The following is a 25,810-nucleotide window of genomic DNA, read 5'->3' on the forward strand; positions in this document are numbered from 1 at the left end:
GTTTTCGGATTCTAGGTCGAAGCCTAGACTCGGTACAAGATCGTTAAGGTAATTAACGGATCGGCACTCTTATAACAATAACGGAGCGAATCATGCCCAAGAAGCTACGCAGTAATTTCCCCTACGGATCCTACTTGTGGGCTGTGCGTGCCGCCCAGTGGCGTGCCTTGGGAATTGAGGAGAGCGAGCTGGAAAAACCGAAGATCGCCATCGTCAACTCGTCGTCGAACCTGGCAATCTGCTTCAGTCATCTGGATGGCATCGCCGCCCGCCTCAAGCAATCGATACGCGATGCCGGCGCCCTGCCCTTCGAAATCCGCACCGCCGCGCCCAGCGATTTCATCACCGGAGCCGGCGCGGGTGGCGCTTATATGCTGGCCGCCCGCGACCTCATCACCAACGATATCGAGGTGGCGGTCGAGGGTGCCCAACTCGATGGCATGATCTGCCTGGCGTCCTGCGACAAGACAGTTCCCGGCCAGTTGATGGCCGCCGCGCGACTCAATATTCCAACGCTGATCGTGGTGTGCGGGTATCAGCCCAGCGGCGAATACAACGGCAAGCACGTTGACATCGAAGATGTGTTTATCAGTTCGATGCACGTGGTGACCGGCAAACTGCCGGTCGAGGATCTGGTCGGCATGACTCGAAATGCCATCAAGGGCCCCGGTGTGTGCTCGGGCATGGGCACCGCCAACTCCATGCACCTGGTGTGTGAAGCCCTGGGCATGGCCTTGCCCGGCAGTTCTCCGATCGCCGCCAACAGCCCCCAGATGTTCGATTTCGTGCACCAGGCCGGCAAACGCATTGTCGAAATGATCGAGGAAGACCTCAAGCCTCGCGACATCCTGACGCCCGCGGCCTTCGCCAATGCCGTTGCCACCATTCTCGCTGCGGGAGGCTCGGTCAACACCATCAAACATATGCAAGCGGTGGCGGCCGAAGGCGGGATTGACGTGGACGTCTACCAGCTGTTCAGGGAGCTGGGAAAAAAGGTGCCTGTTCTGGTCGGCGTGCGCCCCGTGGGCGAACACAGCATCGAGCAGATGGAAGCCGCGGGCGGTGGGCGCGCGCTGCTCAAGCGCCTGGAGCCGTTACTGCATGGCGAGGTGCTGACCGTCACCGGCAAGTCCCTGACGCAAAACCTGCAAGGTGTCAGCCCCAGCGACGACGAGGTGATTCGACCGCTGGACAATCCCTTCGCCACCCAGCCAGCGATCGTCATGCTGCGCGGCAATATCGCGCCCCAGGCGGGCATCGTCAAATACGGCATCGACCCGAACAAGATGCGCCGGTTCAAGGGTCCCGCAATCTGTTTCGAGCGCTCCGCCGATGCCATCGAAGCCCTGCAGGACGGCCGCATACAGCCCGGACACGTGGTGGTCATGCGCGGTGCGGGGGTACGCGGCGGCCCGGCCATGGGCGGCGGGGCCTCGAAAGTGGTGTTCGCCATTGACGGGGCCGGGCTGGGTGATCATGTAGCCATGCTGACTGACGGCCATCTCTCGGGATTGGTGTGCAAGGGCCTGGTAGTGGCGGAAGTAGCACCTGAGGCAGCGGTCGGCGGCCCGCTGGCGCTGGTCGAGGACGGCGACATCATCACTATCGACCTGGACCTCAACACCCTTGACGCCACTGTCAGCGAAACCGAAATGCAAGCGCGCCGTGCCCGCTGGCAGCCGCTGGCGCCGCAGTTCGGGGGTGGCTGGCTGGATATCTATCGCAACAATGTGTCCTCCATGGAACACGGTGCCGTGCTGATCAAGCCGTTCGACGTCACCGACGAGCCGGAGCAGCCGCAATGAGATTGCGCGACGACGAAAAAGCCATGCTCGCCGGCGACCAAGGCCCGGCGGTACAGAAAGCCATGGATCTGCTGGTGCGCTATGGCGAAGCGCTGGATGCGCACTGCCTGGTGGACACGCGGAATGTGGCCGGTACGATCGGCGCCACCACGCCCTTCCTGCGTCAGTACGCAGACCGCAAGGGCGGTATGGATGCGGTGTTCAGCGAGTTCAACCTCGACAGTGCCGAGGTCGTCGAGATCCCCAGGGTCAAGGTGTTCAGCAGCCACCTGCAACAGGGCATCGACCCTCGGCACGCCGCACGCCAAGGCATCTCGGAAGACGTGGTGCGCATTTATGAAACAGGCCAGGCCTACAGCAACGGCCTGGGCGTGCAACCGCTGAACACCTGCACGCCTTACCAGGTCGGCAACGTGCCGGTAAAAGGCGAGCACTGCGCCTGGATGGAGTCCTCTGCGGTGATCTACATCAACTCGGTACTCGGCGCCCGCACCAATGCCGAAGGCCGCGAAAGCACCGGCGCGGCGATGCTGACCGGCAAGATTCCCTATTGGGGCCTGCACCTCGATGAAAACCGTCGCGGCAGCCACCTGATCCAGCTGGATATCGACGTGAGCACCACGGCCGATTGGGGATTGCTCGGCTACTGGGTCGGTGAGCAGGTGCAGGATCGCATCCCGGTGATCGAAGGCCTGAGCCACCAGCCGAACCTGGCTCGCCTCAAGCACTTCGGCGCGGCGGCGGCTTCCAGCGGCGGCGTGGAGATGTATCACCTTGTCGGGGTTACGCCCGAGGCGCCCACCTGCGAGCAGGCGTTCGGCTCATCTCGCCCTCAAGACACCTTGCGTTTCGGCGAGGCCGAACGGCGCTGGGCCTACGAGCAAGTCAATATCACGGCCCGAGATGCCCACATCGATTTCGTGATGCTCGGCTGCCCGCACTACAGCCTCGAACAAATCTGGGAGGTCTGCCAATTGCTGGAAGGCCAGCGCCTGAGCCCGAACACCGAACTCTGGATATTTACCGCGGCGTCGATCAAGCAACTGGCCGACGCCGCCGGCTACACCCGTACCATCGAGCAAGCCGGCGGGCATGTGATGACCGATACCTGCTCGGCGATCGGCAAGGTAGTGCCCAAGGGCACCAGGGTGGCGGCAGTCGACTCGGCCAAACAAGCGCATTATCTGCCGGCAATCATGGGGATCCAGGCCTGGTTCGGCACCACCGCCGACTGTGTCCAGGCAGCCATCGAGGGGCGCTGGAGAGGAGTACTGAAATGAACGAGACCTTCACCCTCAAAGGCCGCAAGGTCGTCGGCGGCCGTTTCGAAGGCGAAGCCTTGGTGACCCGCGAGCGCATCTCCGGCTGGGGCGGGATCGACCCGCGCAGCGGCACTGTCATCGAGACCCGCCACGAACTCAAAGGCATCAGTTTCGCCGGCAAGGTCCTGGTGTTTCCAGGGGCCAAGGGCTCGTCTGGCTGGTCCTCGCAGTTCCATATCGCACGCCTCGCCGGCGTGGCGCCCGGCGCCATGTTGTTCAACGAAATGACCGCGAAGATGGGCCTTGGCGCCGTCGTCGTGCATGCACCGGCCCTCACCGACTTCGATGAGGATCCGCTGAAACGGATTCGTAGCGGCGACTGGGTACGCGTCGATGCCGACGCCGGGACCGTCGAAGTGATCCCGCGTGAACGCCGTACCGATCAGCACGTCGCACGCCCCCCGACCGACCTGGATCGACTACCGGACCAGCCGTAACCCGGATCTGCTTGCCGCAACAACTGCTCCCGTGGCCCCCGGCCAACGGGCTCGGTGTCGGCTGCTTTTTTTAACACCTAGAAAGGTAGTTTTATGGCTCATGTGATTCGCACGGTACGCCGTGCCAACGCCCCCACCGCCCAGCGCTTGCAGGCTGACGTATGCATTGCCGGTGCCGGCATCTCGGGGATTTCCGCCGCCCTGGAAGCCGCCGCGCTCGGCAAGCGCGTGGTGCTGTTCGATGCCCTGCCGATGCTCGGCGGCCAGGCGGTCGGCTCGATCATCGGGACCTTCTGCGGGTTGTTCTCCAACGGTCCGCATCGCCAACTGCTGACCCACGGCATCGCAGATGGCATCCTGCGCGACCTCGGCGCCTCGGGAGATTTGCACCAGGCCATTGGCCCCTTGACTACCGTGGTTTATTACGACGAAGTGGCCCTGGGCCGGTGGATTGGCCAAAAGATCCTCGACGCCGGAATCACGGTGGTACTCGGCGCCGTGTTGCGTGATGTGGTGCGCGAAGGCGCGCGCATCCAAGAAGTGGAGCTGGCCACCCGTTACGGTGATGTGCGGGTGGCGGCCAACGGTTTTATCGACGCCAGCGGCGACGCGGCGCTGGCCTGGAACGCCGGGTTGGCCTGCCGAGAGCCGGATACGCCAATCTACGGCACGCAGATGTTCGTCCTCGAGCATATCGATGAGGCTCACCTGCCTACACGTGCGCAGTTCACCGAACGGATCAAGCAACATGCTAAAAGCTATGGCATCGAACGCGACGACGGACTGTTCTTCCAGTTCCCAGGACGCGGTACGGCAGCGTTCAACATGACCCATATCGAAACGCCGCTGGACCCGGTCGCTGCCTCCCATGTCGCCATCGCCGGGCGCCAGCAGGTCGATCACGTGATCAACTTCCTGCAATCGGAGTATCCCGAGGCCTACAGCAAGGCCAAGGTGCGCGCGTACGCGTTGCCCGGCATTCGCCAGACCCGCTGGATTGTCGGGCACCATCATCTGACGACCGACGAAGTGCGCGCGGCGACGATATTCCCCGACGCGGTCGCGCGCACCTCCTGGCCGGTAGAACTGCACGGCGACTCCAGTGGCTATCAATGGGAACCGTTTGGCGACGATCACATCCACAGTGTACCGCTGCGCAGCATGCTGCCCGAAGGCAGCGACAACCTGGTGGTCGCCGGGCGCTGCATCGACGCCGATGCGGCCGCGCTGTCGAGTGTTCGCGTCATGGGACCGTGTATCGCCATGGGCGCCGCCGCGGCTCATGCGCTGGACCTCGCCGGCCCCGACGGCAGGTTGAGCGACATCCCTGCCCCCGCGTTGCGCGAACGCCTGGCGTTCAATCTGGAATAACTGTTCCACCGGTTCGACGCGCCACCGCTCCGGCGGGGCGCTACTCCAACAACAATAAAAATGCAGTGGAGAACGTACATGTCACAGTCCCGCACCTTGGATGTAGCGGCGCTCATAGAGGGCCGCAAACTGTCCCGCTTCAACTACGTGGTGATTATGGTCTCGGTCCTGATCACTTTCCTCGACGGCTTCGATTTGCTGGTGCTGTCCCACACCGCGTCCTATATCGCCGACGAAGTCGGCCTGGACAAGATCCAGTTGGGCGAGATTTTCTCCACTGGCCTGCTGGGGATGATGCTCGGCGGGTTCTTCTTCGGTTACCTGGGTGACCGTATCGGGCGGCGTCCCACGATTCTTTTTTCAACCTGCTCGTTCGGCGTGTTGACCTTGTTGTTCGCCTTGGCCAACAGCTATGAATCGCTGATGGTCTTGCGCTTTCTCAACGGTTTCGCCCTGGGCGCCATGTTGCCGTTGTGCTGGGCCTTGAACATTGAGTTCGTGCCCAAGCGTTATCGCTCCACAGTGGTGACCATCATCATGGTCGGGTTCAGTCTCGGTAGCGCAATGGCCGGCCCGCTGACCGTGTGGCTGGCGCCGCACATCGGCTGGCAAGGGGTGTTTGTGTTTGGCGGTGTGCTGACCCTGGCCGCCAGCGTGCTGCTGTTCTTCACCCTGCCGGAGTCGGTGCGATTCCTGGCCAGCAAGCATAAGGGCGCGGATAAAATCGCGGCCATCCTAAAGCGAATGGACCCACGCCTGGATGTGCGCCCTGGTGACGCATTCGTCCTGCTGGACGAGCCGGATATCGGGCGCAAACAGTTTCGTCTCGGCCAACTGTTCATCGGCCGCTTGAAATGGATCACGCCGGTGATCTGGCTCGGCTACTCGGCCAGCTCCATGGCCATGTATTTCCTGGCTTCCTGGAGCCCACTGGTCTATCAGTACGCGGGGTTCGATCGCGCGACCGCGTCGTGGGTCAGTTCCATCGCATCGTTCAGCGGCGCGATGGCGGGCCTGGCGATGATGCGCTTCGTCGACACCCGTGGCCCCTATATGGTGATGATCTATCCGCTGCTGGCCTTGCCGTTTTTGCTGGTACTGGGGATCACCGGCATGCAGGGCTCCGCGTTCCTGGCGCTGAGCCTGATCGGGGCCGTGTTCGTCAAAGGCTCCCACTACGGCATCCTCAGCATTGCCGGGGTCTTCTACCCCAGCGCCATTCGCGCCAATGGCGCTGGCTGGGCCACTTCGATCGCCAAGATCGGCTCGATCCTCGGCCCGCTGCTGGGCGCTTATGTGCTGAACAGCGGGATGCCGGTGGTCAAGAGCTTCCTGATCCTGGCGATCTGCCCGGCCGTGCTGGCCGCCTGCGCATTCGCCATCGGTCACCTTACACGTCACGAGGTTGCTGCGGTCCCTTTGCCCGCACCGTCACAAACCTGAGCAGCATCCGCTGATTCAGCACCTTTGACCCACCCGTTCCCAGGCTGCGTCGTCACCGACGCGGCCAGGTAAAACTCGTCCCGAACAACCGCCATACTTATCCTGAGACCAATAAAAATGAACAGGAATTTACCTCGCTTTACCGCCCTGCTGCTCTGCGCCCACTTCACCTGCGCCCAGGCCGACTTCGTCAGCGACAGCAGCGCGACGCTGACCACGCGCAATTTTTATCTGAATCGCGACTTCCGCCAAAGTGGCGCGCCCCAGGCCAAGGCTGAAGAATGGACCCAGGGTTTCTTTGCCGAACTTCAGTCTGGCTACACCGAAGGCACCGTGGGATTCGGTCTCGACGCCCTGGGTGAACTGGGGATCAAGCTCGACTCGGGTCGAGGTCGACGTGGCACCGCGCTGCTGCCTTACGGGCCGGAGAGTAACCAGCCCGTTGACGCGTACAGCGAACTGGGCCTGACCGCCAAAATGCGCCTGTCCAAGACCCTGCTCAAAGTGGGAACCCTGATGCCGGTCCACCCGCTGGCGTACTACAGCGACACCCGCTTGCTGCCCTCGACCTTCACGGGCGCCTACCTGACGTCGGGCGAAATCGATAACTTGACTGTCACCGCAGCCAGATTGACCGCAGCCAACGGCCGCGACTCCTCCAGCAATGACGACATCAGCTACGCCGGCCAGCGCAGCAATCATCTGGACCTGCTCGGCGGTGACTATGCATTGGGCAAGCACCTGACCCTGCGCTACCACCGCGGCGAGCTGCAAGACATCTACCGCCAGCAATTCGCCGGGCTGATTCACGTACTGCCACTGGGACAAGGCCTGAGCCTGCGCTCCGATTTGCGCTACGTCGACAGCCATGAGATTGGCGCCGGCAAAGCCGGGAAGATCGACAACCGCAACTTCAACGGCATGTTCACCCTGACCGTCGGAGCCCAGCGCTTCGCCGCCGCGTTCCAGCATCTGTCGGGCGACAGTGCGTTTCCGGTAATCGACACCGGCACGCCCTATGTGGCGAACCTTGTCACCTACAACCCCTTCACCAAAGCCAACGAGAAGTCCTGGCAACTGCGTTACGAATATGACTTCGCCGCGCTCGGCGTACCCGGCCTGACATTCATGACGCGCTATGTGAAAGGCAGCGATATCCGCACCAGTACGGTCAGCGACGGCAGTGAGTGGGAACGCGATACCGACCTGACCTACGTGATCCAGAGCGGAACGCTGGAGGGGCTGAACCTGCGCTGGCGCAACGTCACTTATCGATCCGGCGATGGCCTGACCCAGCAGCTCGATGAGAACCGCCTGATCGTCGCTTACAGCTGGAAATTGTGGTGAGCCTGGCACGCCGGGACCGGTCCGCTTACCTCTTATTGTGTGGAGAATACCCATGATTGCGTCACGCGCCATCGATGTCGCCGCCTTGATCGAGGGGCGCAAACTGTCGAGCTTCAACTACGTGATCATCTGCGTGTCCGTGCTGATCACCTTTCTCGACGGGTTTGACCTGCTGATGCTGTCCCATACCGCCGCCTATATGGCCGACGAAATCGGACTGAGCAAGTTGCAGCTGGGCAATATTTTTTCAATTGGCTTGTTCGGCATGATGTTGGGTGGATTCTTTTTCGGTTACCTCGGTGACCGGATCGGCCGCCGTCCGACCATCATCCTGTCCACCGCCGCCTTCGGCCTGATGACCTTGCTGTTTACCCTCGCCGACAGCTACACCTCGCTGCTGGTATTGCGTTTTCTCAACGGCTTCGCCCTGGGTGCCATGCTGCCGCTGTGCTGGGCCTTGAATATCGAGTTTGTGCCCAAGCGCTACCGCGCAAGCGTGATCACTATCATCATGGTCGGTTTCAGCCTCGGCGGCGCCGTCGCCGGCCCCTTGACCGTATGGATCGCGCCTCACTATGGCTGGGCCAGCGTGTTCGCCCTGGGCGGCATCGCGACCTTGCTCTCCAGCGTGCTGTTGTTTTTCACCCTGCCGGAATCGGTACGGTTTCTGGTCAGCAAGCACAAGCATCCAGAAGCCGTGGAGCGGATCCTCAAGCGTCTGGATCCGGGCATAGAGATACGCCCCGGAGACCGGTACTTTCTTGCCGATGAAATCGATATCGGCGACCAGCCATTTCGCGTCGGACAGCTGTTCATCGGCAAACTCAAATGGATCACCCCCATGATCTGGATCGGCTTCGGCGCCAGTTCCATGGCCATGTACTTTCTCGCGTCGTGGAGCCCGCTGGTTTACCAGTATGCGGGCTTCGACCGGGCGACCGCCTCCTGGGTGAGCTCCTTCGCCTCGTTCAGTGGAGCCATGGCCGGGCTGATACTGATGCGCGTTGTCGACACCCGGGGGCCTTATGCGGTGATGATCTATCCGCTATTGTCGCTCCCCTTCCTGCTGGCCCTGGGTATCGGCGACCTACAGGGCAACGCCTTCATTGTGCTGAGCCTGATCGGGGCGATTTTTGTCAAGGGCAGCCACTATGGCATCACCAGCATCGCCGGGATTTTCTATCCCAGTGCGATTCGCGGCAACGGCGCGGGGTGGGCGGCCTCGATGGGCAAGATCGGTTCGGTGTGCGGACCATTACTCGGCGCCTATGTGCTCAACAGCGGCATGCCCGTGGTGAAGAGCTTCGCGATTTTAGCCCTGTGCCCTGCAGTACTTGGGGTGTGTGCCTATACCGTGGCGCGTATCGATAGACGCTCGACCGTGAAAGCCGAGCATTTGAGCCCCTCGCCACCCTAGAGATTAGACACGGCCGGGAGGTGATGGTAGCCATCGGCCGATAACCTCGGCAAACTAGATAGCTTTCTTAACTTCATTTACCCAAGGACTCCACTTTGAATGGCCAAGCTTTCTAAAATCGCCGACGTGAGTGAGGGGCTCCCCGAGGGCAGCGAAGCGCAGCCGCCGCTGAATTCAGCCCTGGACGAGCTGATCGGTTATGCCATGCGTCGCGCCCAGCTCAAGCTGTTCCAGAACCTGATCGGTCGCCTCTCGGCCCACGATCTGCGCCCCGCGCAGTTCTCGGCCCTGGCGATCATCGAGCAGAACCCCGGCCTGATGCAGGCCGATCTGGCCCGGGCCTTGGCCATCGAGCCGCCCCAAGTGGTGCCCTTGCTGAACAAACTGGAGAGCCGCGCCCTCGCGGTACGGGTGCGCTGCAAGCCGGACAAGCGCTCCTACGGGATCTTCCTCAGCAAGACCGGCGAGACCCTGCTCAAGGAGCTAAAGGAAATCGCCGTGCAGAGCGACCTCGACGCCACGGCTGCGCTGGATGGCCAGGAACGTGAAGAACTGCTGCGCTTGCTGAAGAAGGTGTATCAGGACTGACCGCCGCTCAACCCACGACGTTTACCAGATCGGCAGGGTGTAGAGCACCAGGAAGCGGGTCTGGTTTTCATCGCGAAAGGCTGCGCCGCCAGGAAAATCGTTACGGTAGATCGACTTGCGCGCCAGCAGCCCGAGGTTCTTCAAGGGGCCACTCTGGATCACATACCCCAGCTCCATCTGGAACTCGCGCTCCTTGCGGTCGTCGGCATTGAAGGCCGCCAGCTCGATATTGTCGCCGCGCACGTAACGCAACCGCCCCTTCAGGCCCGGCACGCCGGCCGCCGCGAAATCATAGTCGTAGATGGCTTGCCAGGTGCGTTCCTTGGCGTTGAGAAAGTCCGAACTCATGGTCAGCTCGCTCATGCCCATCAGCTCGGTTCCGGAAATGTACGGCGTCGCCGTATCCCCGCTGGAATGCATGTAGCCCACGCTGAATCGGTGCCCGCCCAGGCGGTAGCCGAACAGTGCCGAGAGATTACGGTTATCGACCGGCCCGGCCTTGGCGCTGCCATCCTCGCGGCTGAAGAAACTGCGCAGATCGCTGGTCAGCACGCCATCGCCCAGCGGCAGGTCATGCAGCAGCGCAAAGGTGTCCTGCTGGTAGAGGTCAGCGACTTCTGAGTGATAGACGCGCAGACTGAGGTGCTTATCGACCTGATAATCACCGCCCACGTAAGCCAGGTGCGAGGTGGTTGCCGTGGCGTTGAAGCGCCGGTTCGGCGAGGCAATGCCCATCGCTTGATAGTCTGTGGAATCACGCCTGTTGATGCGATCGATATAGCCGGTATTGAGGGTCAGGCCATCGATGTCCTTGGAGCTCAGGGTGATGCCACGAAAGGTCTGCGGCAGCAGGCGCGACGGGCTGGCAAAGGCGAATGGCAGAAAGATCGAGACGTCGCCGGCCTTCACGGTGGTTTGCGCGAACCGCAACTTGGCGGTGGGCGCCAGGCGCGAGTACTCATCGGCGGCGCGCTTGTCGCTGGTCGACACCGGCAACAGCTCAGTGCCGCTGCGCTCGGGCGCGGAATCGAGCTTGACCCCCAGCAACCCGCGCACATCCAGGCCAAACCCCAGCGGGCCTGGGGTATATCCCGACTCCAGGTTCAAGATGAACCCCTGGGCCCATTCCCGCGCGGCGGTCTTGGCCCCATCATCCTTGTAGTCGCGGTCCAGATAGTAATTGCGCAGGGTCAAGGTGCCGTGGCTGTCTTCGACAAACCCCGCGGCCCACGACTGGTCGGGTAGAACACTGCACCCCAGCAGTGCCAGGACCAGACCCGGGAGAGTGTTCGATACGCGAGAACCTGACGCAGCCGCAACGGCGTCCGTGGGTAGTTTTGGCATGTTCGATGTCCATTTTTTGTTGTTGTTTTGGGTATGGCTTCCGCGCAGCAGCAGTGGCTGCGCGAACAAAGAATGGAAACAGCCAAGGGCTGTCGTCAACTGTACCTGATCGATAATCGAACATTAATAACATTATCTATTTTTACAATCCTTCCGAATAAAACGCCCAACCCATTGTATTAAATACAGTTATTGTATTTTTTAAGCACATTTATCATGAAATTCACTTTTTAGTTATTTTTGTTATCTTAATATCCAGCCACCAGAGTAGCTCGCACCCACCGACGGTTCTGGTTTGCCACCACAACAAAAACAACAATGAGGTTTGCCCATGGACAGTCCATCGCGTCGTTCGACGCTGACCATCGCTTTGTGCTTTATCGTGGCCTTGATCGAAGGATTCGATCTGCAGGCCGCGGGAACGGCCGCCGCCGGGTTGCGCCAGACCTTTGCCCTGGATCCCAGGATGCTCGGATGGGTGTTCAGCGTCGGGATCATCGGCCTGCTGCCCGGGGCGTTTTTCGGCGGTTGGTTCGCCGACCGTATCGGCCGCAAGAAAATCCTGGTCGGCGCGGTGCTGCTGTTCGGTGTGTTCTCGTTGTGCACGGCCTTTGTCGAAAGCTATTCCAGCCTGCTGCTGGTGCGTTTCATGACCGGCCTCGGACTTGGCGCCGCATTGCCCAACCTGATCGCCCTGTGTGCCGAAACCGTCAGTGAGCGCAACCGCGGCACCGCCATCAGCGTGATGTATTGCGGCGTGCCGCTGGGCGGCGCACTGGCGGCGGTGGTGGCGATGTTTTCCAGTGAGCATTGGCAGACCACCTTTATCATCGGTGGCCTGGCGCCCCTGCTCGTGGCCCCCCTGATGATCCTGCTGCTGCCGGAGTCCACGGACTTTCGCCAACAGCACCAAAACCCCGGCAGCCCTCGCCCGTCCACCCGTCAGGCACTCTTCAGCGACGGTCGCGCACGCACGACCCTGGCGTTGTGGCTGAGCTATTTTTTCACCCTGACGGTGATGTACATGCTGCTCAACTGGCTGCCGTCGCTGCTCCTGGAACAAGGTTTCAGCAAACCCCAGGCAGGCATGGTGCAGATGCTGTTCAACATCGGCGGCGCCCTCGGTTCGCTGCTCGGTGGTCTGCTGTTGGACCGCTGCAATGGCCTCAAGGTGGTGCTGTTCGTCTATAGCGGATTGCTGGCGGCATTGGCCGGGGTCGGCTTGTCGGTGGGCATTGTGCCCATGGCCATCGCGGGCTTCGCCGCCGGCCTGTTTGTAATGGCCGCGCAACTGGTGCTCTATGCCCTCGCGCCACCCTCCTACCCCACTGCGGTGCGCGCCACCGGCGTCGGAGCGGCGGTGGCCATCGGTCGGCTGGGCTCGGTGGCCGGCCCGTTGGCTGCGGGACAGATTCTGGCGGCCGGGGCCGGCACCACTGGCGTGTTGCTGGCGACTTCACCGGGCCTGGTGATTGCAGCACTGGCCATCCTTAGCGTGATCACCCGTGCGACCCCGATGACCGTCGCCATGAAAAAGGCCAAGGCATAATGTCGATCATGGGAGCGGCTGCAGACAGTCGCTGCGCATCGGTCGACGCTGGGTGAAGGCCGCGGTTGATCCAGGATTTTGCGTCAAGATCACCCTACCGATTCGGGTGTCTTGACGTGAACTGGCATGGATTCAAACCTCAGGCAGTTTAGCCACAACCTTGATCTCAAAATCGAAACCGTACAGCCAGGTCACCCCTACCGCCGTAATCGTTGGAAAAGGCGCCTCGCCCCAATACTCAGGCACAACCTCCCAGACCTGCTCGAAGATCGTCTGCGGCTCAACCATGAATACGGTTACATCCTGGACATCATCAAAGCTGCAACCGGCGGCGGCCAGCACCGCGTTGAGATTCTCGAAAGCGCGTCGAACTTGTGCCTTGAGTTCCGGTTCCGGAGATCCATCTTCACGGCTGCCCACTTGGCCGGAAACGAAGAGCAAGCCATTGCTGCGCACCGCCGGTGAATAACGGTTGCGCTGGTAAAGAGCCTGCCGGCCCACAGGGAATACAACATCTCGTTGGTTCATGAAAAACTCCAGCGGTTAGAAGGCGACGTGGACACTTTATGCCGCTTGCCCGGGACGGATAAACAGGCAATGCTGACCATGACTGTTTGTGATTCCCAAACAATACGGAGTCCCCATGGATCGTTTCGATGCCATGCAAGCCTTTGCGCGGGTGGTAGAAACCGGCAGCTTTACCCGAGCCGCTCACACCTTGCACATGAGCAAAACCACGGTTACCCAGCTCGTCCAGCAACTGGAGGCGCGCTTGCGTGTGAAGTTGCTCAATCGCACGACCCGCAAAGTCAAGGTCACCGCCGATGGCGCGGTCTACTACGAGCGGGTGCAATCCTTGCTGGCAGCTCTGGATGACGCTGAAACCGCGCTATCGAGCGCCGCGGCAGCACCGCGCGGGCGGCTGCGGGTGGACGTGCCCAGTCCATTGGCGCGTTTTATATTGATTCCGGCGTTACCGGACTTCCAGCAGCGATACCCGGACATCCAGTTGGACTTGGGCGTGAGCGACCGTCACGTGAGCCTGATAGATGAGAGCGTTGATTGTGTGATTCGCGGCGGAGAGATCACCGACACCTCCCTGGTGGCGCGGCACATCGCCGACCTGCCGCTGGGCGTGTATGCAGCGCCCGCGTACCTGGCTCGCTACGGTGTGCCAGCACATCCGCGCGAATTGCAGGAAGGTGAGCACCGTGTCGTGGGATATCGTTGGGCACGAACCGGTAAAGCGCTCTCTTATGCCTTGCGGCGCCTGGGCGAGCAGTTGGAGGTGCATGGCCGGCATGTGCTGACCGTCGACGATGGCAATGCTTATCTGGCAGCCGGACAGGCAGGTCTGGGGATACTGTGGCTACCGCGATATATGACCTTGCAACCCGTGGCGAACGGCGAACTGGTGCCGCTGTTCGAAGACTGGCACATCGCGTCGATGCCGCTCTACATGGCCTATGCGCCGAACCGCCATGTCAGTCGAAAATTACGGGTATTCATGGACTGGGTGGTGGAGTTGATGACCACGCATGTACCACAGATTGCTCTGCCCACACGCCCTGACACTCCATAGACCCGCGAAAAGGTCGCGTTTGATCCTGTGAACAGCGGCCAGCGAGGTCGGTGAACACCTCAAGCAGTGCGCCGCTCAGGGTTTGATGTTCTTGAGCTGGTTGAGCAACTCCAGCAACTGCGCAAGCGACTCCTCGCCGAACTGTTCCTGAATCTTCAGGTAGTTGCTTTCCATTCCCGCGCTCATATCGACAAAACGCTGCTGCCCCTGTTCGGTGAGGGCGACAAACACCCGGCGCTGGTCTTCGGACGACTTCCTGCGCCGCACGATGCCGTCGCGTTCCAGCCGGGACAGAACGCCGGTCATGCTCGGCTTGAGGATACAGGCCAGATGGGCCAGTTGATGGCTTTCCAGTTCGCCGTGCTGACGCAAGATGCGAATCACCCGCCACTGCTGTTCAGTCAGAGCATGTTCGTTGAGCAGCGGCCGGAAAAACGCCATGGTCGCTTCACGGGCCTGTAGCAAGGTGAGCGTAAGGGACGGTCTGGGAGTCTGCATGGTTCACGCACAAGAGAGGTCGAAGCGTCGAAGCTTAGAGTCGGCATCGTGTGTATGCAACACGGTGGCGCTGAGCCGCTGTGAAAAGTGCAATCGGTTCCCTGTAAAAGCCATTTTTCAGCGTGTCGACAGCGGCCATGATTGCTTCACAACAGCCGACGCCTATCGAGAAGAAAATGGCTGCCTCACCGCAAACCCGATTGTCGCTGACGGTATTCCCCTGGCGTCATCTGCGCATAACGTTGGAAGAACCGGCTGAAATAGGCCGGGTCCTTGAAACCCAGCTGGTAGCAGATTTCATTCGCCGAACTGCCGGTGAACAGCAGCAGGCGCTTGGCTTCCTGCATCATGCGCTCAAGGATCAGGCGTTTCGAGGGCAGGTCGGCAATCCGCCGGCAGACATCGTTGAGCCGCGCCTCGGTGACCCCAATCCCCTCCGCATAGCGCGCCAGCGGCCAATGCTGCAGGTAATGGTGTTCGATCAACTCGTTGAAACGGTGGAAAATCCGCAAATCTTCATGGCGGGCCGGGCGAGCTTGCAGCGAGTTGGCGCACAGCCGGAGCAGGCTGATCATGATCAATCGCGTCAGGCTGTCGAGTGCCGAACCTCGTCCAGCGCCCTCGGCGTTGATTTCGCTGCACAGCTCTTCGAACAGAAATTCGAGCCTGCGGATCTCCGGCTGAAATGCCGGTGCGAGCCGCGCCAGCGCGACGCAAGCGGCCGGCAATTGCGAGCCGGGTGCCAGGCTCGGATCAGCCTCGACCAACTGCCAGACCAATTGCTGTCGCACTGTCAGCACATGGCCGTCAGCATCTGCTTCAGTCACGAAAGAATGAGCCACCGTCGGGGGCGTCAGGAAAAACATCGGCCCCGAGTCGAGGTACTGCTGGTCATCCAGATAGACCCGCACCGTGCCGCTCTTCACGTAGTGCACTTGGAAGAACCGGTCGTGTCGATGCACCGGCATGTTGCGGCCGAAGAATTCCGCCAGATTGCCGAGTTTGTCGTAATGCACTTCGGCATCGCTGTAGCGCTGGTCGTAGACCTGCCCGATGTTGATGTTAGGGATCGGCTGACGATCGATCATCGCTGCATTCTCTTTCTTATTTGGGTGTTGGCCGTGCCAGGGATTTCAGCCTGCGCCGGTTTGCGATGGTTTACCACGGCCGGAAGATTTTGCCACGCTTGACGATAGTTAACATATTAATTATAACGTTAATAGGTTAACGAATATTTTACGGAGCAGTCACTGCTCTGCCACTGCCAGGAGAAAAGCATGAGCCGTGCCCTGCATGATGTTGCGAACGGCACCCTGTTCGGCGTCGCGCTGAACTACCAGGGGTTGCTGAACCAACGTATCGCCGAATTCGAGCAAGCGCCTTACCAGAAACCGCCGGTCAAACCGGTGTTGTTCATCAAGACGCCCAATACGCGCAGCAGCCATGACCGCGTGGTGGTTCATCCGCACGGTGAACGTCTGCAACCGGGCCCGGCGCTGGGGGTGGTGATGGGCAAGTCGGCCAGCCGCGTCAGCGCCGCAGACGCACTGGACTACGTTGCCGGCTACACCATCGTCAATGAGTTCAGCCTGCCGGAAGACAGCTATTACCGCCCGGCGGTGAAAGCCAAGTGCCGTGACGGCTTCTGCTCGCTGGGCCCTGAACTGGTGGCCCGTGACCAGATTGCGAACCCGCATCAGTTGAGCCTGAAACTGTTCGTCAACGGAGAACTGCGCCAGCAAAACTCCACGGCCAACTTGGTGCGCAGCATTCCCCAGCTGATCGCCGAGATCAGTGAGTTCATGACCCTGCACGAAGGTGATGTACTGATCACCGGCACCCCGGAAGGTCGTGTCGATGTGCAACCGGGCGACACCGTCGAAGTCGAAATCAGCGGCCTGGGCCGCCTCGTCAACCACATCGTGGTCGAGTAACAGGAGCCTCCATGAAACACGCCCGTATCCACTTTGAAGGCGAAGTTCACCGCGTCCAGGTAGAAGAGCACAACGCCGTGCGCCTGACCGATGGTCGCCTGCTGGCCGAAGACCAAGTGCAGTGGTTGCCTCCGGCCACCGGCAGCATGTTCGCCTTGGGCCTGAACTACGCCGATCATGCCGCCGAACTGGCGTTCAAGCCGCCGACCGAGCCTTTGGCGTTCATCAAGTCCCCCGGTACTTACACCGGGCATAACCAGACCACTTGGCGTCCGGATAACGTCGCCTACATGCATTACGAGTGTGAACTGGTGGCTGTCATCGGCAAGCCAGCGCGTAACGTCAAGCGTGAAAATGCCCTGGAATACCTGGCCGGCTACACCGTGTGCAACGACTACGCGATCCGTGATTACCTGGAAAACTACTACCGGCCCAACCTGCGGGTGAAAAATCGCGATGCCACAACACCCGTCGGGCCGTGGATCGTTGACGTCGCCGACGTGCCGGATCCGAGCAACCTGAAGCTACGCACCTGGATCAACGGTGAGTTACGCCAGGAAGGCAGCACCAAGGACATGATTTTCGATATCCCTTACCTGATCGAATACCTGTCCGGTTTCATGACCCTGCAACCCGGCGACATGATCGCCACGGGCACGCCGGAAGGTCTCGCCGATGTAGTACCAGGCGATGAAGTGATTGTGGAAGTGGAAGGCGTCGGTCGCCTGGTCAATCGTATTGTCAGCGAAGCGGAGTTCTTCTCCGCCCGTAAAGAGGCTTGAGCAGCATGATCAAACACTGGATCAACGGCCGCGAGGTCGAAAGCAAAGACACCTTCGTCAACTACAACCCGGCTACCGGCGAGGCCATCGGCGAAGTCGCCAGCGGCGGCGCCGAAGAAGTCGCGCAGGCGGTGGCAGCGGCCAAGGAAGCCTTTCCGAAGTGGGCCAACACCCCGGCCAAAGAGCGTGCCCGGCTGATGCGCAAGCTCGGTGAACTGATCGAGCAGAACGTGCCGAAGCTGGCCGAACTGGAAACCCTCGACACCGGCCTGCCGATCCACCAGACCAAAAACGTACTGATTCCACGCGCCTCGCACAACTTCGATTTCTTCGCCGAAGTCTGCACCCGCATGGACGGTCACAGTTACCCGGTCGACGACCAGATGCTCAACTACACCCTGTACCAACCGGTGGGTGTCTGTGCGCTGGTATCGCCCTGGAACGTACCGTTCATGACCGCGACCTGGAAGACCGCGCCATGCCTGGCGCTGGGCAACACCGCCGTGCTGAAGATGTCCGAGCTGTCGCCGCTGACCGCCAACGAACTGGGTCGCCTGGCCGTCGAAGCCGGCATTCCCAAGGGCGTGCTCAACGTTATCCAGGGCTACGGCGCCACCGCCGGTGACGCGTTGGTTCGCCACCCGGATGTACGGGCGATTTCCTTCACTGGCGGCACCGCCACCGGCAAGAAAATCATGCAGACCGCGGGCCTGAAAAAGTACTCCATGGAACTGGGCGGCAAATCGCCAGTACTGATCTTCGAAGACGCCGACCTGGAACGCGCCCTCGATGCGGCACTGTTCACCATCTTCTCGCTCAACGGTGAACGCTGCACCGCCGGCAGCCGGATTTTCATTCAGGAAAGCGTCTACCCGCAGTTTGTCGCCGAGTTTGCCGCACGCGCCAAACGCCTGATCGTCGGTGACCCGCAGGACCCGAACACCCAGGTCGGCTCGATGATCACCCAGGCTCACTACGACAAGGTCACCGGCTACATCAAGATCGGCATCGAAGAAGGCGCCACCCTCCTCGCTGGCGGCCTGGAACGCCCGGCCAGCTTGCCGGCACACCTGAGTCGCGGCCAGTTCATCCAGCCGACGGTGTTTGCCGATGTGAACAACAAGATGCGCATCGCCCAGGAAGAAATTTTCGGCCCGGTGGTGTGCCTGATCCCGTTCAAGGACGAAGCCGAGGCCCTGCAGCTGGCCAACGACACGGAATACGGCCTGGCGTCCTATATCTGGACTCAGGACATCGGCAAAGCCCATCGTCTGGCCTACGGCATCGAAGCCGGCATGGTGTTCATCAACAGCCAGAACGTCCGGGACCTGCGTCAACCGTTCGGGGGCGTGAAAGGCTCCGGTACCGGGCGCGAAGGCGGCCAATACAGCTTCGAGGTATTCGCCGAGATCAAGAACGTATGCATTTCCATGGGCAGTCATCACATCCCGCGTTGGGGCATCTAAACCGCGGGTAATAGCCGCCGAAGGCCGCGATGGGCCGCACATCGGCCCGTTGCTGGCGTCCACCGGCAACCGACTGAAGCAAACAACAACAATTTCAGGAGAATCATCATGGGCGAAGTCGTCCTGGCCGCGAAGATCTGCCACGTACCTTCGATGTACCTGTCGGAACTGCCCGGCAAGCATCACGGTTGTCGCGAAGCAGCGATTGCCGGACACAAGGAAATTGGCCGCCGCGCCCGTGAACTCGGGGCCGATACCGCCGTGGTGTTCGACGTTCACTGGCTGGTGAACAGCGGTTATCACGTCAATTGCGGCGAGCATTTCAAGGGTATCTACACCAGCAACGAACTGCCGCACTTCATCAAGGACATGCAGTACGAATACCCGGGTTGTCCGGATCTGGGTCAATTGATAGCGACCGAAGCCAACCTTGCCGGGGTCCGCACCATGGCTCATGACATCCCGAGCCTGGAGCTGGAATACGGCACGCTGGTGCCGATGCGCTACATGCACATGAACGTTCCCGACGAGCAGAAATTCAATGTGATTTCCATTGCTGCCTGGTGCGCCTGGCATCGCCTGGAGGACAGCTTCGCGTTCGGCGCTGCGGTACGCCGCGCCATCGAGAAGAGCGACCGCAAGGTGTTGGTACTGGCTTCGGGCTCATTGTCCCATCGTTTCTCGGACGACCGCGAAGCCGAAGCCAACATCCACAACTGGACCCGCGAATTCGACAAGCAGATGGACTTGCACGTGGTGCAGATGTGGAAGCAAGGCCGCTTCAAGGAGTTCTGCGCGATGCTCCCGGATTACGCCGAGCATTGCTTCGGCGAGGGCAAAATGCACGATACCGCGATGTTGCTGGGGCTGCTCGGCGGGCCGGACTACAACCAGCCTGCCGAAATTATCACCGAGCCTTTCGGCAGTTCCGGCACCGGCCAGATCAACGCCATTTTCCCCCTCTGACATACGCTCGCGGGCAACCTGGAGGTTGCCCGACGCCCCGGAGACTCATATGCCGCATTTCCTCGCCGAATACACCGACAACATCGAACAGCAGGCGAACTTGCCCGAGCTGTTCGAAAAGGTTCACACCGTACTGGGAGACAGCGGGGTGTTCCCCCTGGGCGGCATTCGTAGCCGCGGGGTGCGCCTGGACACCTGGCGCATGGCCGATGGCAAGCACGACTACGCCTTTGTCCATATGACGCTGAAGGTCGGCCATGGTCGTGATCTGGCAACGCGCCAGAAAGTCGCCGAACGCCTGTTCGAGGTCATCACCCAGCACTTCGCGGCACTTCAGGCCCAACGCCTGCTGGCGCTGTCATTCGAAATGATCGAACTGCACGAGCACCTCAACTTCAAGAACAACAACGTACACGCCTTCCTCAAGGCCCAGGCCCGCTAAGGCAGTTGTCCGTTCGTTTTATCGGCCTCTCAGACAAAAAGTATAAAACCATGAGCACAGCCAGTTCTGCCGAAGCAATCGATACCGTCGCCCGCGACCGTACCCATAGCCTCATCACTTGGCGGCTGATGCCGCTGCTGTTGATCTGCTACCTCTTCGCCCACCTCGACCGGATCAATATCGGCTTCGCCAAGATGCAGATGAGCGCTGACTTGAATTTCAGCGACACGGTGTATGGTCTTGGCGCCGGGCTGTTCTTCGTCGCCTACGCGCTGTTCGGGGTGCCCAGCAACATGGCGCTGGATCGCGTGGGCCCACGGCGCTGGATTGCCACGTTGATGGTGGTGTGGGGCGTGCTGTCGACTGGCATGTTCCTGATCGAAAGCGCTGTCGGTTTCTATGTGTTGCGCTTCCTGCTGGGGGCTGCCGAGGCGGGTTTCTTTCCCGGGATCCTGGTGTTCCTGAATCGCTGGTATCCGGCCGGCCGGCGCGCGCAAATCACTGCATTGTTTGCGATTGCCGTACCGATGGCGGGCGTGGTGGGCGGTCCGTTGTCCGGCGGCATCCTCGAAAGCTTCCACGATTTTGCGGGACTGCGCGGCTGGCAGTGGATGTTTGTCATCGAGGGTGTGCCGGTGATCCTGCTCGGGCTGGTGGTGCTCAAGTGTCTGCCGGACAGCTTTGAAACGGTGAAGTGGCTGGCCCCCGGGCAGAAACAAGCGTTGCGCGAACAGTTACACCAAGAAGAGCAGCGCAAATCGATCACCTCATTCTCCGCCATTCTACGCAACCCCCAGGTGTGGCTGCTGGTGGCGGTGTATTTCGCGGTGATGCTGGCGGTCAATACCCTGGCGTTCTGGATGCCGACGCTGATCCACACAGCGGGGGTTGGCAGCGACGGCAAGGTCGGCCTGCTCAGCGCCGTGCCGTACCTGGCCGGGTGTTTTTTCATGATCGGCTGCGGGCGCTCTTCCGATCGTCATCGTGAACGCCGTTGGCACCTCTGCGTGCCGTTGCTGATGTCGGCCGCCGGTATTGCCATCGCCGGGCTCTCACCCACCAGTCCGACGCTGGTTCTGGGCGGACTGATCGTCGCCGGCATGGGTGCCAGTGCTGCGTTGCCGATGTTCTGGCAGTTCCCACCGGCCTTTCTTTCCACCAGCACCCAAGCCGCGGGGATTGCCCTGATCAGTTCCTTCGGCAGTATCGCCGCGTTCTTCGCGCCCTATCTGATCGGCTGGATGCGCGACACCACCCAGAGTGCCAGCCTGGCCCTCTACGTCCTGGCGCTGCTGATCGCACTCGGTGGCTTTCTGGTGCTGCGCACCCGGGCCGCCATCGTCAACCCACAGTAAGAGATTATTGTCATGCTTGATCAATCACTCATTCAGCAAGCTGCTGCCCGCCTCGACCGCGCCGAACGCTCACGCGAGCAAATACCTCAGTTTTCCCTGGAGCACCCAGAGATCACCCTCGAAGACGCGTATGCCATTCAACGCGCCTGGGTAGAACAGAAGATCAAGGACGGTCGCAAGTTGGTGGGGCATAAGATCGGCCTGACCTCCAGGGCCATGCAAGTGTCGTCGAACATCACCGAGCCGGATTTCGGCGCGCTGCTGGATGACATGTTCTTCGACGAAGGCACCGACATTCCCTTCGAGCGCTTCATCGTGCCGCGAGTCGAGGTTGAGCTGGCGTTCATCCTGGGCAAGCCCTTGAAAGGTCCGAACGTGACGGTTTTTGACGTGCTGGACGCCACCGAATGGGTGATCCCGGCGCTGGAAATCATCGATGCGCGCATCCAGCAAGTTGACCCACGCACCAAAGCGACCCGCAAAGTGTTCGACACCATCTCCGACAATGCCGCGAATGCCGGCGTCGTCATGGGTGGTCGCGCGGTGCGCCCCACCGAGATCGACCTGCGCAAGGTGCCTGCCGTGCTTTATCGCAACGGCGTGATCGAGGAGTCCGGCGTTTCCGCGGCCGTACTCAACCACCCGGCGAAGGGCGTGGCCTGGCTCGCAAATAAGCTGGCGGCGTATGACGTCACCCTGCAACCTGGGCAAATCATCCTCGGTGGTTCCTTCACCCGCCCTGTGGCCGCCAACCCTGGCGATACCTTCCATGTCGATTACGACATGCTGGGTTCCATCGCCTGTCGTTTCGTTTAACCGGAGAGCTTTTCGATGGAAATGCCTATCAACACGTTCAAGCTTCGCCTGCAAAGCGGTGAAACGCAGATCGGCCTCTGGCTGGGCCTGGCTGATGCCTACTGCGCCGAACTGGCCGCCAACGCCGGATTTGATTGGCTATTGATCGACGGTGAACATGCACCCAACGACCTGCGCGGGATGCTCGGTCAGTTGCAGGCTATAGCGCCCTACCCGAGTCATCCGGTGATTCGCCCGGTGATTGGCGACCCGGCGCTGATCAAACAAGTGCTCGATCTCGGTGTACAGACGTTGTTAGTGCCGATGGTGGAAAGCGCGGACCAGGCGCGGGAACTGGTGAAAGCCATCCACTACCCACCCCATGGCGTTCGCGGGGTTGGCAGTGCGCTGGCACGCGCATCGCGCTGGAACAGCATTCCCGGTTACCTCGACAAAGCCGATGAACAAATGTGCCTGCTGGTGCAGATTGAAAATCGTGAGGGCCTGGCCAATCTGGATGCCATCGTCGCGGTAGACGGGGTCGACGGGGTCTTTATAGGGCCGGCGGACTTGAGTGCCTCGATGGGCTACCGCGGCAACCCGGCGCATCCAGAGGTGCAGGCAGCTATCGAGGATGCCATCGCACGCGTCCGCAAAGCCGGCAAAGCGGCCGGCATTCTCAGTGCCGACCAGACGCTGGCCAAGCGTTACATCGAACTGGGCGCGGCGTTCGTTGCCGTTGGCGTTGACACCACGATCCTGATGCGTGGCCTGCAAAGCCTCGCCGCCACCTTCAAAGATAGTGTGGTAACCACCGGCGGCGGCGGTGTGTACTGATTTGTCCGAGAAGCCCGAGGCAATTCCACGAGCTGAAACCGCTGCGCGTCCAGCCTCACACCTACGGCCAATGAGTCGACGCCGAGGGTGATTAGCGCTTGAGCGTTTTCAGCTCGTTGAGCAACGTCAACAATGTCTGCAATTTTTCCTCGCCAAACCCAGCCTGCAACCGCTGATAATTCGCTTCCATGCACTGACTCATTGAGTTGAAGCAGGCCTGCCCCGTCTCTGCCAGGCGCACCAGTACCCGCCGCTGGTCTTGTACCGCCTTGCGACGCTCGACCATGCCGAGCGCCTCCATGCGCACCAGCACACCGGTCATGCTCGGTTTGAGGATGCACGCCAGTTCAGCCAGGCGATTGATCTCCAGTTCATCGTGCTGACTGAGGATGCGAATGACCCGCCATTGTTGTTCGGTCAAGCCGTGCTGATTCAAGGAAGGACGGAAAAAACCCATCGCTGCTTCGCGAGCCTGGAGCAATGTGAGCGTCAATGATTGGCGTGGCCTGGACATCGGAATAGTTTCGATCCGGTAATTGGTTAATAGATTAACAAATTCTATCATCCCACGTTGAGCATTGCGCCCCCCTTCTGAGTTCGCGGCGCTGGAGAATCAGCCGTGCTTGATCGATCGCTCACGCGAATCTGGGGCAACTACACTCCTGGCAGGCTCGATCAAGACCGGCGGCATACAGGATCAAGACACCTACCGCTCGGAAGGCACTTAATACACCCCTGAGGTACAGAGCTTATTGCAAGCCCTGCAGTTGGTTTTCCTTCACTTTTCCAGGCTGCGCCATGATCAATATCGAAACGCCTACCTACTACTCAGCAACCAAAAAATACAATCTCAGCTTCCCGACCCTTGAACAGGATGTGGAAGCGGATGTTGTGGTGATTGGTGGCGGTTTCTCCGGTATCAATACCGCGCTGGAACTCGCTGAAAAAGGCATTACCAATATCGTGGTGCTGGAAGCACGCTATCTGGGGTTTGGTGGCACTGGCCGCAACGGCGGACAGATCATGGCGGGTATCGGCCACGACCTGGAAAAGATCAAGAAACACGTCGGTGCCGACGGCCTGCGCCAGATCTTTGAAATCAGTGAGCTGGGCGCCGGCATCATCAAGGATCGAATTGCCAAGTACTCGATCGACGCTGACTTCTGCAACGGCTATGGCTACATGGGCTTCAATGCCCGCCAGGCAAAAACCCTGCGCGCCTGGGAGAAGGACTTCAAGTCGATCAACAACAAAGACGAAATCCGTTTTATGGCCGGTTCCGAGGTCAAGCAGATCATTGGCTCCGATGCCTATACCAGTGCCTTGCTGCACATGGGCGGTGGGCATGTTCACTCACTGAATCTGCTGCTGGGCGAAGCCAAGGCGCTGGTCGGACACGGTGTGCGCATCTACGAACACAGCCCGGCCCTGGAAGTCAGCTATGGCGAACGCATCACCGTACGTACCGGCCGGGGCTCGGTGAAAGCCTCCAAGTTGTTGTGGGCCTGCGATAGCTTCCTCAACAAGCTGGAACCAGAGCTGCACAAGACCACGCTCAATACCTATGCCTTCCAGTTGATGACCGAACCGCTGTCGGACGAAATGATCAACCGCATCAGCCCGATACGCGGCGCTTATAGCGATATTCGACCGGTGATCGACTACTACCGCGTCACCAACGAAAACCGCCTGCTTTTCGGCGCCGCGACGCCCTTCGTCGAGCACATCCCCTTGGACCTCAAGGCCTGGAACCGCAACCTGATGCTAAAAATTTTCCCGTACCTGAAAAACGTGAAAATCGACCTGGCCTGGGGCGGTCCGATGGCGACCGGGGCCAACCTGTTTCCGCAAATCGGCACGCTCAGCGGCCGCCCCAACGCCTTTTACGTCCAGGGCTATGCCGGTTTTGGCGTCACGCCAAGCCACATCATCTGCAAGGTGCTGGCCGAAGGCATGAGCGAGGGTTCGTCGCGTTATGACCTGATCAGTTCGGTCAAGCATGCGCAGATCCTGGGCAAGGATCACATCCGGCCATTGCTGCTGACGGCTGGTAAAAGCCTGCATCAACTGTCGGGTTACTTCAACGGTCGCCGTTGATTCCCACCGTATCAATCACAGGAGAACCGCCATGCCCGTTACTACTCTCAAGAAAGACATCCAACTGTCCGAACTCGATGCCTGGGGCACCGTTGCCGACCTCGGCTCGGAGATCCTCGAAGGCGAAGTCAAAGCCTTCGGAAAAATGACCTTCGGTGCCCCCACCGATGCGGTCAGCAGTGCTTATTTCGGCACCACCAAAGGCAAGTTCCGCATGGTCTACCCGTTCGCCGAACAAGCTACCGTGGTGACGGGCGAAGTGGTCCTGACTGACGAGTCCACCGGTCAACGTACGCACTACAAGGCCGGTGACAGCTGGTTCGTGACCAAGGGCACAGCTGTACATTGGGAGGTTGTCAGTGAGAGCTTCGTGAAGCATTATTTCGCTGTCGTCTGACCACCGCGCTGCCGGCTCCCGCCGGCAGCCTTTCCC

Annotated in this window: 25 protein-coding genes; 20 read left to right on the forward strand and 5 right to left on the reverse strand. The window is 60.5% G+C overall.

What is annotated here, in order from left to right; genetic code table 11:
- The first annotated feature begins 92 nt into the window (after positions 1–92).
- The 8 genes from ilvD (at position 93) to AC6CIA_RS07125 (ending at position 9,730) form a co-directional block, all read left to right on the forward strand.
- Entirely contained in the window at positions 93–1,805 is a 1,713-nt protein-coding gene (gene ilvD / locus AC6CIA_RS07090; protein ID WP_498311243.1) for a dihydroxy-acid dehydratase, read from the forward strand.
- On the forward strand, positions 1,802–3,085 hold the full coding sequence (locus AC6CIA_RS07095) for an aconitase X (RefSeq protein ID WP_498311244.1): 1,284 nt from the start codon (positions 1,802–1,804) through the stop codon (positions 3,083–3,085). Before ilvD ends, AC6CIA_RS07095 begins: the two co-directional genes overlap by 4 nt.
- A complete protein-coding gene (locus AC6CIA_RS07100; protein ID WP_498311245.1) occupies positions 3,082–3,564 on the forward strand; it encodes an aconitase X swivel domain-containing protein in 483 nt (160 codons plus the stop codon). Before AC6CIA_RS07095 ends, AC6CIA_RS07100 begins: the two co-directional genes overlap by 4 nt.
- Positions 3,565–3,657: 93 nt before the next feature.
- The gene (locus AC6CIA_RS07105; RefSeq protein WP_498311246.1) at positions 3,658–4,935 is read left to right on the forward strand and encodes an FAD-dependent oxidoreductase; all 1,278 of its coding nucleotides are present in this window, start codon (positions 3,658–3,660) and stop codon (positions 4,933–4,935) included.
- Positions 4,936–5,013: 78 nt separating this feature from the next.
- Positions 5,014–6,378: an MFS transporter gene (locus AC6CIA_RS07110; RefSeq protein WP_498311247.1), complete on the forward strand. Its 1,365-nt coding sequence runs from the start codon at positions 5,014–5,016 to the stop codon at positions 6,376–6,378.
- A 117-nt stretch (positions 6,379–6,495) separates the two neighbouring features.
- Positions 6,496–7,725, forward strand: coding sequence for an OprD family porin (locus AC6CIA_RS07115; RefSeq protein ID WP_498311248.1), 1,230 nt, complete (start codon positions 6,496–6,498; stop codon positions 7,723–7,725).
- 52 nt (positions 7,726–7,777) lie between these two features.
- Entirely contained in the window at positions 7,778–9,142 is a 1,365-nt protein-coding gene (locus AC6CIA_RS07120) for an MFS transporter (protein ID WP_339529988.1), read from the forward strand.
- Between the two features lie 99 nt (positions 9,143–9,241).
- Positions 9,242–9,730, forward strand: coding sequence for a MarR family winged helix-turn-helix transcriptional regulator (locus AC6CIA_RS07125; RefSeq protein ID WP_498311249.1), 489 nt, complete (start codon positions 9,242–9,244; stop codon positions 9,728–9,730).
- A 21-nt stretch (positions 9,731–9,751) separates the two neighbouring features.
- On the opposite strand, the gene AC6CIA_RS07130 is transcribed toward AC6CIA_RS07125, so the two are convergent.
- Positions 9,752–11,074 carry an OprD family porin gene (locus AC6CIA_RS07130; protein WP_498311250.1) on the reverse strand — a complete coding sequence of 441 codons (1,323 nt, stop codon included), beginning with the start codon at positions 11,072–11,074 and terminating at the stop codon, positions 9,752–9,754.
- A gap of 331 nt (positions 11,075–11,405) precedes the next feature.
- Here AC6CIA_RS07130 and mhpT point away from each other — a divergent pair, with 331 nt between their 5' ends.
- Positions 11,406–12,623 (forward strand): 3-(3-hydroxy-phenyl)propionate transporter MhpT, encoded by a 1,218-nt coding sequence (gene mhpT / locus AC6CIA_RS07135; RefSeq protein WP_498311251.1) that lies wholly within the window; start codon positions 11,406–11,408, stop codon positions 12,621–12,623.
- Positions 12,624–12,755: 132 nt separating this feature from the next.
- On the opposite strand, the gene AC6CIA_RS07140 is transcribed toward mhpT, so the two are convergent.
- Positions 12,756–13,151 (reverse strand): RidA family protein, encoded by a 396-nt coding sequence (locus tag AC6CIA_RS07140; RefSeq protein ID WP_498311252.1) that lies wholly within the window; start codon positions 13,149–13,151, stop codon positions 12,756–12,758.
- Positions 13,152–13,266: 115 nt separating this feature from the next.
- Between AC6CIA_RS07140 and AC6CIA_RS07145 the strand changes: the two genes are divergently transcribed.
- On the forward strand, positions 13,267–14,205 hold the full coding sequence (locus tag AC6CIA_RS07145; RefSeq protein ID WP_498311253.1) for a LysR family transcriptional regulator: 939 nt from the start codon (positions 13,267–13,269) through the stop codon (positions 14,203–14,205).
- A gap of 75 nt (positions 14,206–14,280) precedes the next feature.
- Here AC6CIA_RS07145 and hpaR (AC6CIA_RS07150) read toward each other — a convergent pair whose 3' ends face one another.
- Together hpaR (AC6CIA_RS07150) and hpaA are read right to left on the reverse strand one after the other, a co-directional pair.
- A complete protein-coding gene (hpaR, locus tag AC6CIA_RS07150) occupies positions 14,281–14,703 on the reverse strand; it encodes a homoprotocatechuate degradation operon regulator HpaR (protein ID WP_498311254.1) in 423 nt (140 codons plus the stop codon).
- Between the two features lie 185 nt (positions 14,704–14,888).
- Positions 14,889–15,791: a 4-hydroxyphenylacetate catabolism regulatory protein HpaA gene (hpaA, locus tag AC6CIA_RS07155; protein ID WP_498311255.1), complete on the reverse strand. Its 903-nt coding sequence runs from the start codon at positions 15,789–15,791 to the stop codon at positions 14,889–14,891.
- 189 nt (positions 15,792–15,980) lie between these two features.
- Between hpaA and AC6CIA_RS07160 the strand changes: the two genes are divergently transcribed.
- The 8 genes from AC6CIA_RS07160 to hpaI all read left to right on the forward strand — a co-directional run bounded on the left by AC6CIA_RS07160 (position 15,981) and on the right by hpaI (position 23,280).
- Positions 15,981–16,637, forward strand: coding sequence for a fumarylacetoacetate hydrolase family protein (locus AC6CIA_RS07160; protein WP_498311256.1), 657 nt, complete (start codon positions 15,981–15,983; stop codon positions 16,635–16,637).
- Between the two features lie 11 nt (positions 16,638–16,648).
- Complete coding sequence (locus AC6CIA_RS07165; RefSeq protein WP_498311257.1) at positions 16,649–17,419, forward strand: fumarylacetoacetate hydrolase family protein; 771 nt, start codon at positions 16,649–16,651, stop codon at positions 17,417–17,419.
- Positions 17,420–17,424: 5 nt separating this feature from the next.
- Positions 17,425–18,885 (forward strand): 5-carboxymethyl-2-hydroxymuconate semialdehyde dehydrogenase, encoded by a 1,461-nt coding sequence (hpaE, locus tag AC6CIA_RS07170; protein ID WP_498311258.1) that lies wholly within the window; start codon positions 17,425–17,427, stop codon positions 18,883–18,885.
- A 108-nt stretch (positions 18,886–18,993) separates the two neighbouring features.
- The gene (hpaD, locus tag AC6CIA_RS07175; protein ID WP_498311259.1) at positions 18,994–19,851 is read left to right on the forward strand and encodes a 3,4-dihydroxyphenylacetate 2,3-dioxygenase; all 858 of its coding nucleotides are present in this window, start codon (positions 18,994–18,996) and stop codon (positions 19,849–19,851) included.
- A gap of 49 nt (positions 19,852–19,900) precedes the next feature.
- Positions 19,901–20,293, forward strand: a complete 393-nt coding sequence (locus AC6CIA_RS07180) for a tautomerase family protein (RefSeq protein WP_339529971.1) — start codon at positions 19,901–19,903, stop codon at positions 20,291–20,293.
- 50 nt (positions 20,294–20,343) lie between these two features.
- A complete protein-coding gene (locus AC6CIA_RS07185; protein ID WP_498311260.1) occupies positions 20,344–21,648 on the forward strand; it encodes an MFS transporter in 1,305 nt (434 codons plus the stop codon).
- A gap of 12 nt (positions 21,649–21,660) precedes the next feature.
- On the forward strand, positions 21,661–22,464 hold the full coding sequence (hpaH, locus tag AC6CIA_RS07190) for a 2-oxo-hept-4-ene-1,7-dioate hydratase (RefSeq protein WP_498311261.1): 804 nt from the start codon (positions 21,661–21,663) through the stop codon (positions 22,462–22,464).
- A 15-nt stretch (positions 22,465–22,479) separates the two neighbouring features.
- Positions 22,480–23,280 (forward strand): 4-hydroxy-2-oxoheptanedioate aldolase, encoded by an 801-nt coding sequence (gene hpaI, locus AC6CIA_RS07195; protein WP_339529967.1) that lies wholly within the window; start codon positions 22,480–22,482, stop codon positions 23,278–23,280.
- Positions 23,281–23,371: 91 nt separating this feature from the next.
- Here hpaI and hpaR (AC6CIA_RS07200) read toward each other — a convergent pair whose 3' ends face one another.
- Entirely contained in the window at positions 23,372–23,794 is a 423-nt protein-coding gene (gene hpaR / locus AC6CIA_RS07200; RefSeq protein ID WP_339529965.1) for a homoprotocatechuate degradation operon regulator HpaR, read from the reverse strand.
- Positions 23,795–24,078: 284 nt separating this feature from the next.
- Between hpaR (AC6CIA_RS07200) and AC6CIA_RS07205 the strand changes: the two genes are divergently transcribed.
- Both AC6CIA_RS07205 and AC6CIA_RS07210 read left to right on the forward strand, forming a co-directional pair.
- The gene (locus tag AC6CIA_RS07205; protein ID WP_498311262.1) at positions 24,079–25,377 is read left to right on the forward strand and encodes an NAD(P)/FAD-dependent oxidoreductase; all 1,299 of its coding nucleotides are present in this window, start codon (positions 24,079–24,081) and stop codon (positions 25,375–25,377) included.
- A gap of 31 nt (positions 25,378–25,408) precedes the next feature.
- Positions 25,409–25,774 carry a cupin domain-containing protein gene (locus tag AC6CIA_RS07210; RefSeq protein WP_498311263.1) on the forward strand — a complete coding sequence of 122 codons (366 nt, stop codon included), beginning with the start codon at positions 25,409–25,411 and terminating at the stop codon, positions 25,772–25,774.
- Positions 25,775–25,810: the final 36 nt, after the last annotated feature.

Source organism: Pseudomonas sp. GQ91, from assembly GCF_059758795.1.